An 11,145-nucleotide genomic window follows, 5' to 3' on the forward strand; every position below is an offset into this window, starting at 1 on the left:
GGTCAGGACAGCAGGCGGCGGGCGGCGCGGACGACGGCCTCGTCCACGAGACGGCCGTCGGCGTCGGTGAAGACGGCCGAGCCGGAGGCGAGCGACGCCTCGTAGCCCGCGAGCAGCGCGCGGGCCCGCTCGACCTCCTCCGGCGACGGGGTGAAGACCTCGTCGGCGACCGGCAGCTGGGCGGGATGGATGCAGGCGCGGCCGTGGAAGCCGAGCCGCTTGAGCCGCAGCGTCGTCGCCCGGAAGGCGTCCAGGTCCCGGAACTCGGTGGACACGGGGGCGATGGGCGCGGGCAGGCCGGCGGCGGCGGACGCCGCGACGACCTGGGACCGCGCCCACAGCAGCTCCGACTCGTCCGGCCCCGGCGCGGCGCCGAGATCGGCGGCCAGGTCCGCCTCGCCGAGCTGGAGGCCCGCGACGCGGGGCGCGGACGCGATCTCCCGCGCCGCGAACACCGCCGCCGCCGACTCCAGCAGCGGGACGACCGGCAGCTCGGGCAGGCCCGCGCGAGTGAGGACCGCGTCCAGGGCGCGCAACCCGGCGGCGCTCTCGGTCTTGGCGGCGCACAGGCCGTCCAGCCCCGGCCCGGCGACCGCGCGGGCGTCGGCGAGGCCGTGCTCGCCGGGGTTGATCCGGACGGTCACCGCCGGCCGGTCCGCGGGCAGCGTCCGCAGCCAGGCGGCGACCTCGGCGCGGGTGCGCTCCTTCGCGGCGACCGGCACCGCGTCCTCCAGGTCGACGATCAGCTCGCCCGCGCCGCTGCGCAGGGCCTTCGCGAGACGGTCGGGGCGGTCGCCCGGCACGTACAGCGCGGTGGTCCTCATCCGACGGTCTCCTTGCCCGAGGTCAGGGCCTTGGCGATGACGGTCCGCATGATGTCGTTGGTGCCCTCGCCGATGCTCATCAGCGGCGCGTCCCGGTAAAGGCGCTCGACGGCGAACTCCTTGGAGTAGCCGTACCCGCCGTGGACCTGCATCGAGGCGAGCGCGCACTCCATCGCGGCCTCGCTGGCGAACGTCTTGGCCATCCCCGCCTGCATGTCGACGCGGTCGCCCGCGTCGGCGCGGGACGCGGCCCAGTAGACCAGCAGGCGCGCGGCCTGCACCTTGATCGCCATGTCCGCGAGCTTCAGCTGGACCGCCTGGAAGTCCTGGATGGGCCGGCCGAACGCCTCCCGCTGCGCCGCGTACCGCAGCGCCTCGTCGTAGGCGGCCTGGGCGATGCCGAGCGACCGGGCGGCGACGTTGATGCGGCCGGTCTCCAGCCCGGACAGCACCTGCTGCATGCCGCGCCCCTCGACGCCGCCGAGGAGGTTCGCGGCCGGGACGCGCACGCCGTCGAACACGATCTCGCAGGACTCGGTGCCCTTGTAGCCGAGCTTGGGCAGGTCCCGCAGCACCTCGAAGCCGTCCTCCACCAGCAGGACGGACATGCCCCGGTGCGCCGGGGACGCGGCGGGGTCGGTCTTGACCAGGACGGGCAGCGGGCTCGCGTGCCGGGCGTTGGTGATCCACGTCTTGCGCCCGTCGACGACGTAGTGGTCGCCGTCGCGGCGCGCAGTGGTGGCGATGCCCTGCAGGTCGGTGCCGGCGCCCGGCTCGGTGAGGCCGATGCCGGTGCGGCGCCGCCCGGCGGCGAGGTCGGGCAGGAAGCGCTCCCGCTGCTCCGGCGTGCCGTGCCGGGCGATCATCCAGCAGGACAGCGAGTGGCTGCCGAGGATGCCGGCGATGCCCATCCAGCCCTTGGAGATCTCCTCGAAGACCAGGGCGAAGGAGACCATGTCGGCGCCGAGCCCGCCGTACTCCTCCGGGACGGTCAGCCCGAACAGGCCGAGGCCCTTCATCGTCTCGACGATCTCGGCCGGGTACCGGTCGGCCGCCTCCCACTCCTGGACCACGGGGCGGATCTCGCGGTCCACGAAGTCGCGGAGCGTGTCGCGGAAGAGCCGCTGCTCTTCGGTCAGTTCGAAGTCCATCAGGCGTCCTTGGTGAAGATGGGGAGGTTGCGGCCGTCGGGCAGCGGCCGCCAGCCGAGCCGCACCGGCTCGTCGCACGCCCACGGCCCCGGGCCGTCCAGATGGCTGAGGATGATCGGGCCCTCGGCGAGCCGGACCCGCGCGACCGTGTACGGGACCTCGACGTCGGGGGCGGGCGCGCGGTGCACGACGGTGAAGGAGTCGACGGTGCCGCGCCCGGACGCCTCCGCGAACTCCAGCGCCGTGCCGCCGCAGGCCGTGCAGAGTTCGCGCGGGTAGTGCTGGGCGTGCCCGCACGCGCAGCGCTGGACGACCAGGCGCCGCTCGCGGGTCGCGTCCCACCATTCGTCCTCGATCATCGGTCCGCTCCCAGCAGGACGGTGGCGTGGCTGGACAGGATGCCGCCGGTGCCGTGCGCGAGCGCGATCTCGGCGCCGGCGACCTGCCGGTCCCCGCACTCGCCGCGCAGCTGCCGGACGGCCTCGACGAGCAGCAGCAGCCCGTACTGGCCGGGATGGCAGTAGGACAGGCCGCCGCCGTTGGTGTTGAGCGGGAGGCCGCCGCCGGGGCGGATCCGGCCGTCCGCGACGAACCCGGCGGCCTCGCCCGGCGCGCAGAAGCCGAGGCCCTCCAGGGTCAGCAGCACGGTGATGGTGAACGAGTCGTAGACCTCGGCGACGTCGACGTCCGACGGGGTGAGCCCGGCCATCGCGAACGCCCGCCGCCCGGAGTCGAACGAGCCGGGGCGCAGCAGGTCGCCGGCCGAGGTCATGCTGGTGTTGGTCGTCGACTCCCCGTAGCCGAGCACGATCGCCGGGGGCCTGCGCAGGTCGCGGGCCCGCTCCAGGGAGGTGAGCACGACCGCGCCGCCGCCGTCGGTGACCAGGCAGCAGTCGGCGGTGGTCAGCGGCGTGGACACCGGCGGCGCGCCGAGGACGTCCGGCGCGGTCAGCGGGCCCTTGCCGTACCGGAACGCCTTGGGGTTGAGCAGCGCCCAGTCGCGGGCGGCGACGGCGACCTCGGCGAGCTGCTCGCGGGTGGCGCCGTAGGCGTGCAGGTACCGCTGCGCCGCCATCGCGTAGTACGAGATCGGGTACAGCGGCGCGTAGGGCGACTCGAACACCGTCTCCGGGGTGTGCGGGTCGAGCACGCCGCCGAGCGACCGTGACCGCGCGGACCGCTGGTTCGACGCGAACGTGATGAGGACCGTGCGGCACTGGCCCGCCTCGATCGCCTGCGCGGCCCGCGCCACGAACATCTCGAACGCGGACCCGCCGGCGAACGTCGAGTCCGTCCAGGACGGCTCGATCCCCAGGTAGTCGGCGAGCTGGGTGGCGGAGAAGCGGGAGATCCCGGTGGTGGCGATCCCGTCGACGTCGGCGAGCGCGAGGCCCGCGTCGTCCAGCGCCCGGGTGACGGCCTGCGCCTGGAGGCCGAGGACCGACTTCCCGGTCACGCCGAGGTCGGACTCGGCCGCGCCCGCGATGGCGACGGTCACGGCGTCCCCTCACCGAGCCGTACCTGGCAGCCTGCCGGCGCGACCGCGACCCGGCCGTCGTCCACCACCACGACCTGCTGCTCGATGGTCAGCAGGCCGTCCTCCGCGGCGGTGACGGTGCCGGTGCAGCGGACGGTCTCCCCCGCGAACACCAGGTTCTTGAACCGGAAGGACAGCTTCGCCAGCCGGGCGGACGGGCCGAGCCAGTCCTGCACCTGCTCGGCCAGCAGCGCCCCGAACACCTGGCCGTCCACGACGGGCGCGGGCAGCTTGCGCGGCTCAAGGAACGCCGGGTCGTAGTGCATGCGGTGCCAGTCCCAGGTGGCGCCGGCGTAGGCGACCATGTCGGCGAGCTCGATGCGGCGCACCAGCTCCGGCACCGCCTCCCCCGCGGCCGTCACGCGATCTCCACGTAGATCAGGGTCTCCTCGTTGGCGGCGAGCGGCTCGCCGCGCTGGTCGGTGTAGGTCGCGGTGGAGGTGACGATGAGCATCGCCTGCCCGCGCCCGTTGACCCGCTCGGTGATGCCGGTGATCCGCCAGGTGGCCGTGACGACGTCGTCCGGGCGGACGGGCCGGTGGAACTCGTAGGAGTTGCCGCCGCGCACCAGCCGGGTGCCGGGCACGTCCAGGTGCCAGCTGTGCCCGGCGAACCCGTCGTCGTCGCGGCGCAGGCCGGTGTACTGGTTCGTCTCGAAGATGAGCGTCGGCGGGGCGACCACGCCGCCGTAGCCGTGCTCGCGCGCGTGGGCGTCGTCGGTGTAGAGCGGGTTGGCGTCGCCGACGGCCTCGGCGAAGTACCGGATCGAGGCGCGTCCCAGCTCCTCGGGCGCGGTGTAGACGACCTCGCGCCCGACGAGCGCCTTCATCTCCTCGGTCAGCAGGCTCATGGTGTGCTCCTTCGAGGCGGGACGACTCCTCGCACGTCCCGGTTCGCTCCGCTCATTTCAGGACCGCCGTGGGCACGACCTCGATGAGGAAGTCGGGGCGCAGCAGCGCCGAGCACACCACCGACGACACCGCGGGTGCGTCCCCGAAGTACTTGCGGCGGATCTCGGCGACCTCGTCGTAGCCGTCCACCGCGGCGGGGGTGATGTACTCGACGAGCCGGACGACGCTCGGGTAGGGAGGACGGTCGCCGAGGCCCGCCTCGCGGAGCGTCGCGGCGATGGACGCGTAGGTGTACTCGGCCTGGGCGAGCAGATCGCCGTCGAAGATGCCCTTCTGGGTCGCCGGCTCCAGCGCGCCGAAGCCCGACATGAACAGCGTGTCGCCGGCCGCGACGCCCGGCTTGTAGGTGAGGGTGTCGTACCTCTTCCAGCCGGGGTTGACGGCGCGCAGCTCCGCCGTGGACGCGATCGCGTCGAGCGACACCATCGCGCCCGGCATGACCGGCTGGTCGACGATGATGCCCGCCGCGCCGGGGAAGACCCCGTCGGCGGTGCCGAGCAGCTCCCTGCGCGGGCGGCCGCAGCGCGGGTACTCGGCGCGGGTCTCGGACGCCGTGTAGTCGGTGGTCTGCACGAGCGCGCCGAGCCCGAGCCCGGCGGCCTTCAGCAAATCGGCGGCCTGCTCCAGGCACTGCCGGTACTGGGCGCGGAAGTCGCCGCCGCGCGGGTGGACGCTCGGCAGGTAGACGATGCCGCCCGCGATGCGCAGGGCGCCGCGGTGCAGGCCGTCGTCCGGGGCGGCCTCGACCAGCTCGCCGCCGCCGGGATACGCGGTCAGCTCGACCGACAGGTCCTCGCCGCCGGGCAGGGCCTCCACCGCCACGGTCGCGACCGGGGCGCGGTGCCCGCCGAGCGCGGCGCCGCGGGCGGCCTCCACCTCGGCGTAGGCGCCGAGCGCGGCGGCGGTGGCGTACTCGACGACGTGCACGACGTCGCCCGGCACCGCGCCGGCCTTGCCGAGCTCGGCGAAGGCCCGCTCGTAGGCGCCTTCGATCGTCCCCGCGAAGGCGGGCAGCCGAACAGTCACTCTTCCTCCAGACTGGTGAGCAGCGGCCGGACCGACGGCAGATCGGCCAGGCCGAGGATCAGGTCGGCGCGGTCCGCGGAGCCGAGGTTGGCGACCGCCTTGGCGCGGACGGTCGCGTCGATGCGCGGGTCGTCGGGGCCGCCGCCGCTGCGCGCCACCTCGGCGGTGACGACCTCGCCGTCCGGGGCGACCGCGCGCAGCCGCCCCGGCTGGTCGGCGGCGGCGCCGGGGAACGCGACGACCTCCGTGCGGACGCGGGCGGCGAGCGCGAGCACCTCGGGGCGGTCGATGTCGTCGTAGGTCGCGGCGGTCACCTCGCCGTCCAGCACCATCGCGGCGACGCTCCACGGCAGGCTGAACTTCGCGTCGTAGGGCGTGCGCGGCCGCTCCTTGCCGGGGCCGCAGACGATGGACGCGGCGTCCGGGTGCACCTCGGCGGTGATGCTCTCGACCGCCCTTCCGTGGAGCCGCCGCGCGGCGTCGAGCTGCGCGTGCATGAGCTGGCAGGCGGGATACGGCTTGACGGTGATGCGGGCCAGCTCCCACCGCTCGCCGAGCCCGTCCAGGACGGCGGCGGGCTCGACGCGGCGGCCGAGCAGCGCCCCGTACAGGCCGTACTCGCCCTCCACGACCGAGTCGGGCCCGGTGGCGCCGTGGGAGGCGAGGGTCGTGGCGAGCACTCCCCCGCGCGCGGCGAACCCGGGGTGCAGCTGCTTGGTGGACGCGCCGGTGTTGAGGAACTCCAGCAGCCCGCCGGCCTGGCTGCCCGCGATGCCGAGCGCGTGGACGGCCGTGTCCGGGGGCAGCCCGCGCATCCGGGCCGCGGTGAGCGCCGCCGCGAGCACCCCGCAGGCGGCCGTGGCGTGCAGCCCGCGGGCGTGGAAGCCGTGCGGGGCGGCGGCGCCCAGCCGGCAGACGGCCTCCAGCCCGACGACGGCGCCGAGCAGCAGGTCCGCGCCGGTGCGGCCGAGCGCCTCCGCCTCCGCCAGCGCGACCGGGACGACCGGGGCGCAGGCGTGCACGAGCCCGCCCGCGTGGGTGTCGTCGAAGTCGAGCGCGTGCATCAGGACGCCGTTGGCGAACGCGGCCTCGGCGCGGGTCACCCGGGGCGCGCCGGGCGGCCCGCCGATGACGGTCGCCTCCGCGCGGCCCCCGCCGAGGTCGCGGGCGGTGCGCACGGCGGCGGCGCCGCCGCGGCCGAGCAGCGGCCCCGCGGAGTCGCCCGCCACCACCACCTCGACGCCGGACATGTCGGGCAGGCCGCGCAGGTCGAGGGCGTGCAGCGAGCGCAGCGCCGCGCCGCCGGGCGGCAGGTCCTTGCCGAGCGCGTCCAGCAGCCGCCCGCCGAGCCCCTGGACGAGGCCCGCGCCGCCGTCGGTGCAGGCGCCGCCGCCGAGGCCGAGCACGATCCGGCGGGCGCCGAGCCGCAGCGCGTGCCCGAGCAGCTGGCCGGTGCCGAGGCTGGACGCGGTGAGCGGGCGCGGCTTGCCGCCGGGCAGCCGGCGCAGCCCGGACGCCTCGGCCAGCTCCACCACCGCGCTGCGGTCGCGCACCGCCAGCCGCGCGGTGACCGGGCGGCCCGTCGGCCCGCACACCTCGACCTCGACCGCCCGCCAGCCGGCCGCCACCGCGGCCGCCACGGTGCCCTCGCCGCCGTCGGCGACGGGCAGCTCCACCAGCGGCACGTCCGGCCGGGCGCGGCGCAGCCCGGCCGCGAGGCGCCGCGCCGCCTGCGCCGCGGTCAGCGCTCCCGGGAACCTGTCAGGCGCCAGCAGGACGTGACCTGGCGGAGACGGACGGGGGGGAGAGTCCGCGGACACCACAGCCACGCCTTTCACGCCGGGGGGGTAAGGCCCTACCTTCTGCTTACGCCATGACGGCACTATTTGACACCCGCGAGCGCGCCCGAGAGTCTCAAATGGTCGCAGAGCCGTGTTCTCCCGGAGTTCCGAGGTCCGCTACCGCACGTCCAGCCACTGCTCGATCGGGTTGATCGCGAAGAAGACCAGGAACAGCACCACCACGGGCCACAGCCAGACCGACACCTCGCGGACCTTGCCCCGGGCGAGCTTGATCAGCGCGTAGCTGACCATGCCGCCGCCGATCCCGATGGTGATCGAGAACGTGAACGGCATCAGCACGATGGTGAGGAACGCCGGGATCGTGATCTCCAGGTCGTTCCAGTCCACCTTGGCGACCTGCGTCATCATCAGCGCGCCGACGACGACGAGCGCGGGCGCGGCGGCCTGCGCCGGGACCGTCGCGGCGAGCGGGGTGAGGAACAGCGTCACCGTGAACAGCGCGCCGGTGGCGATGTTGGCGAGGCCCGTCCGGGCGCCCTCGCCGACCCCGGCCGCCGACTCCACGAACACGGTGTTGGCGGACGAGCTGGTGATGCCGCCGAACGCGGCGGACAGGCCGTCCACCGACAGGATCCGGCCGAGCCGCGGCACCTCGCCCTTCTCGCTGACCAGGCCCGCCTCGTCGCTGATGCCGAGGATCGTGCCCATCGCGTCGAAGAAGCCCGACAGCACCAGGGTGAACAGCACGACCAGCGCGGTGATGACCCCGGCCCGGCCGAAGCCGCCGAACAGGTCGATCTCCCCGAAGAGCCCGAAGTCGGGCGCCGCGAACAGCTTCTCGGGCATGTTCGGGGTGACGATGCCCCAGCCGCCCTCCTTGATGGAGGCGTTCTCCTGGATGGCCACGGCCCCGATCGTCCCGGCGACGATGCTGATCAGGATGGCGCCCGGCACGCGCCGCACGTAGAGCACGATCATCAGCAGCAGGGTGAGCGCGAACACCAGCGTCGGCCACGTCGACAGGTGGCCGCCGGTGCCGAGCGACAGCGGCGGGCTCGTCGCGCTGGAGGTGACGAACCCCGAGTCGTAGAGGCCGACCAGCGCGATGAACGCGCCGATGCCGACCGCGATCGCGTGCTTGAGCGCCAGCGGGATCGAGTTCATGATCCGCTCGCGGATGCCGGTGAGCGCCAGCACCACGATGACCGCGCCCTCGATCACCACCAGGCCCATCGCCTGCGGCCAGGTCATCACCGGCGCCGCCTGGAACGCCACGACCGCGTTGATGCCGAGGCCCGCGGCGAGCGCCAGCGGCGCGTTGCCCACCAGGCCCATGATCACCGTGGTGACCGCGGCGGACAGCGCGGTCATCGTGGTCAGCTGCGGGATCGACAGCGTCGCGCCCGTGACGTCCTTCGCCCCGCCGAGGATGATCGGGTTCAGCAGGATGATGTAGGCCATCGCGAAGAACGTGGTGACGCCGCCGCGCAGCTCGCGCGCCACGGTGGTGCGCCGCCCGGTGAGGTCGAACAGCCGCTCCAGCGGCCCGCGCCCGCCCGCCGGCGGCGAATCGTCGGTCTTCGCGGTACTGATCTTGGACATGGCGGGCGCTCCGCTTTCCGCAGCGTGGATTCCGGCGGTCGGGGCCGGACTGGGCGTGCACAGAGTAGCCGCTGCGGACTTCGGAGCGTGACGAGGGTGAGGCGTCCGCTATAGCCTGCCCTGGTGCGAATGCGAGACTCGGTCGAACCGGCCGGGCGGGAGGTGCGGAACCGCCGCGCGGAGCCCTGCGCGGACTCCTACGCGCGGCTGCTGGCCTCGGTGCCGGAGGGGACGCGCTCGTCCTTCCGCGCCCGGCTGCTCGGCCCGCTGGAGGAGTACGACGGCGACGGCCGCGCCGAGCTCGTGCACACGCTGGAGGTGTTCCTGGCCTGCTCGGGCTCGTGGCGGCGCAGCGCGACACGGCTGCACGTCCATGTGAACACGCTTCGGTACCGAATCCGGCGAATCGAGGACCTCACCGGCCGGGACCTCGGCACACTTGAGGATCGAGTCGACTTCTTCCTCGCCCTGCGCGCGACGCGGCCGGCGAGCTCCTTGTAGGCGGTGGCACAGATGGACCGGGAGACCCTGGGGCAGCGGATCCGCGCCCTGCGCATCCGGCAGGGCGTGAGCCAGGCGCAGCTCGCCTTCCCCGAGTTGTCCGACAGCTACATCTCGCTGATCGAGAGCGACAAGCGGGTGCCGGCCCCGAGCGTGGTCGAGCTGCTCGCGGCGAAGCTGAACTGCTCGGCGACCTACCTCGTCAGCGGCGTCAGCGAGGACGTCGTGGACGAGCTGCGCGTCACCCTCGACTACGCCGAGATCGCGCTGAGCAACGGCGCGGCGGCCGAGGCGCGGGCCCGGTTCGCCGAGGTCCTCGCGAGCGCCGACGCGGTCGCGCTGCCGGACATGCTGCACCAGGCCCGCTGGGGGCACGCCCTCGCGCTGGAGGCCGCGGGGGAGCTGGAGGGGGCGATCGCCGAGCTGACGGCGCTGACCGAGGAGGCCTCCGCCGAGGCCGACCTCGACCACTGGGCGAAGGTGCACGTCGCGCTGAGCCGCTGCCTGCGCGAGCGCGGCGACGTCAGCGCGGGCGTCGAGGCGGCCGAGACCGCGCTGCGCCACCTCATCGCGACCGGCGCCGACTCCACCGACGCGGCCGTGCACCTCGGCGCCGCGCTGCTCGCGGCGTTCATCGAGCGCGGCGACCTCGTCCGGGCCCGCCACCTCGCCGTCCAGCTCGTCGAGCGGGCCGAGCGGATCGGCAGCCCCCGGGCGCGGATGGTCGCCTACTGGGAGGCCGCCTACGTCGCGGAGATCCGCGGGGAGTACGAGGAGGGCGTCACGCTGGCCGAGCGGGCGCTGCTGCTGGCCGGCGACGGCGAGGACCCCCGCGACCTGAACCGGCTCCGCGTGATCTACGCCGGGCTGCTGCTGCGCGCCCGGCCCGACCAGGCCGCCCGCGCCCGCGAGCTGCTCGCCCGGGTGCGCGGCGAGATCAGCGCCAGCTCGTCCGGGGAGATCGACGTCGCCTGGTGCCTGACCGAGCTGGCCCGCGCCGAGACCGCGCTCGGCCGTCCCGCCGAGGCGGTGGCGCTCGCCGAGGAGGCCCTCGACCTGCTCGGGGACGCCCCGCGCCGGGCCACCGCCGGGGCGCTGACCGTGCTCGGCGAGGCGTCGGTGCGGCTCGGCCGCCGGGACCGCGCCGTCGAGGTGCTGACCCGGGCGGCGACCTGCCTGGAGGAGATGGAGTCCTCCCGGGAGGCCGCGCAGGCGTGGTTCGACCTCGCCGAGGTGCTGGCCGAGGCGGGCACCGCCGAGGAGACCCGGATGGCCGCCTACCGGCGCGCGCTCACCTGCGTCGGCGTGTGACCGGACCGGCCGGTGAGGGAACCGGCGTGTGATCGAACCGGCGCGGGCGGCGCGACGTCCATAATGCTGCGAGTTGTCGGAGCTGGGGGGAGTCGCCGGTGTTCGGTGTCGTCCGGCCGTGCAGGCATGTCCTGTGCGGGTCGCTGTTCAAGGACTGGATGGCCCATCTGTGCGGGCTGTGCCTGACGCTGCGGGCCGAGCACGGCCAGGCCGCGCGGCTCGTCACCAACTACGACGGGCTGCTGGTGTCGGTGCTGGTCGAGGCGCAGGCGCCGGAGCTGTCGCCGCGCCGCAAGGCCGGGCCGTGCGCGCTGCGCGGGATGAAGACCGCCGAGGTCGTCACCGCGAAGGCGCAGGGCGCCCGGCTCGCCGCCGCCGCGTCGCTGCTGCTCGCGGCCGGTAAGACCCGCGACCACGTCGCGGACGGCGACGGGCCCTACGCGCGCCGCGCGGTCGCCGCCGCGGCGGGCCGGATGGCGG

At 74.8% G+C, this 11,145-nt stretch carries 11 protein-coding genes and 1 pseudogene; 3 read left to right on the top strand and 9 right to left on the bottom strand.

Going from position 1 to position 11,145, the window contains the following annotated elements; translation table 11 throughout:
* Positions 1–2 precede the first annotated feature (2 nt).
* The 9 genes from AB0K34_RS31825 to AB0K34_RS31865 form a co-directional block, all read right to left on the bottom strand.
* Entirely contained in the window at positions 3–824 is an 822-nt protein-coding gene (locus tag AB0K34_RS31825; RefSeq protein WP_301176983.1) for a CoA ester lyase, read from the bottom strand.
* Positions 821–1,975, bottom strand: a complete 1,155-nt coding sequence (locus tag AB0K34_RS31830) for an acyl-CoA dehydrogenase family protein (protein WP_138633008.1) — start codon at positions 1,973–1,975, stop codon at positions 821–823. Before AB0K34_RS31830 ends, AB0K34_RS31825 begins: the two co-directional genes overlap by 4 nt.
* Complete coding sequence (locus AB0K34_RS31835; RefSeq protein WP_138633005.1) at positions 1,975–2,334, bottom strand: OB-fold domain-containing protein; 360 nt, start codon at positions 2,332–2,334, stop codon at positions 1,975–1,977. The genes AB0K34_RS31830 and AB0K34_RS31835 overlap by 1 nt, the downstream gene beginning before the upstream one ends.
* The gene (locus AB0K34_RS31840) at positions 2,331–3,473 is read right to left on the bottom strand and encodes an acetyl-CoA acetyltransferase (protein ID WP_301176984.1); all 1,143 of its coding nucleotides are present in this window, start codon (positions 3,471–3,473) and stop codon (positions 2,331–2,333) included. Before AB0K34_RS31840 ends, AB0K34_RS31835 begins: the two co-directional genes overlap by 4 nt.
* Complete coding sequence (locus AB0K34_RS31845) at positions 3,470–3,874, bottom strand: MaoC/PaaZ C-terminal domain-containing protein (protein WP_240807102.1); 405 nt, start codon at positions 3,872–3,874, stop codon at positions 3,470–3,472. Before AB0K34_RS31845 ends, AB0K34_RS31840 begins: the two co-directional genes overlap by 4 nt.
* Complete coding sequence (locus tag AB0K34_RS31850) at positions 3,871–4,362, bottom strand: MaoC family dehydratase N-terminal domain-containing protein (RefSeq protein WP_138633000.1); 492 nt, start codon at positions 4,360–4,362, stop codon at positions 3,871–3,873. The genes AB0K34_RS31845 and AB0K34_RS31850 overlap by 4 nt, the downstream gene beginning before the upstream one ends.
* 52 nt (positions 4,363–4,414) lie before the next feature.
* On the bottom strand, positions 4,415–5,449 hold the full coding sequence (locus tag AB0K34_RS31855) for a RidA family protein (RefSeq protein ID WP_240807100.1): 1,035 nt from the start codon (positions 5,447–5,449) through the stop codon (positions 4,415–4,417).
* Positions 5,446–7,269: a glycerate kinase gene (locus AB0K34_RS31860; RefSeq protein WP_364552741.1), complete on the bottom strand. Its 1,824-nt coding sequence runs from the start codon at positions 7,267–7,269 to the stop codon at positions 5,446–5,448. Before AB0K34_RS31860 ends, AB0K34_RS31855 begins: the two co-directional genes overlap by 4 nt.
* Before the next feature lie 138 nt (positions 7,270–7,407).
* Complete coding sequence (locus AB0K34_RS31865; protein WP_138636017.1) at positions 7,408–8,853, bottom strand: NCS2 family permease; 1,446 nt, start codon at positions 8,851–8,853, stop codon at positions 7,408–7,410.
* Positions 8,854–9,045: 192 nt separating this feature from the next.
* On the opposite strand from AB0K34_RS31865, the pseudogene AB0K34_RS31870 reads away from it, so the two are divergent.
* The 3 genes and pseudogenes from AB0K34_RS31870 to AB0K34_RS31880 form a co-directional block, all read left to right on the top strand.
* Positions 9,046–9,354, top strand: a pseudogene (locus tag AB0K34_RS31870) (helix-turn-helix domain-containing protein); the annotation flags it as partial.
* A gap of 12 nt (positions 9,355–9,366) precedes the next feature.
* Positions 9,367–10,665: a helix-turn-helix domain-containing protein gene (locus AB0K34_RS31875; RefSeq protein WP_138636018.1), complete on the top strand. Its 1,299-nt coding sequence runs from the start codon at positions 9,367–9,369 to the stop codon at positions 10,663–10,665.
* Between the two features lie 98 nt (positions 10,666–10,763).
* The coding region (locus AB0K34_RS31880) for a DUF5685 family protein (protein ID WP_364552743.1) at positions 10,764–11,145 on the top strand (382 nt) is incomplete at its 3' end.

The organism is Actinomadura sp. NPDC049382 (genome assembly GCF_040677125.1).
Lineage (GTDB): Bacteria > Actinomycetota > Actinomycetes > Streptosporangiales > Streptosporangiaceae > Spirillospora > Spirillospora geliboluensis.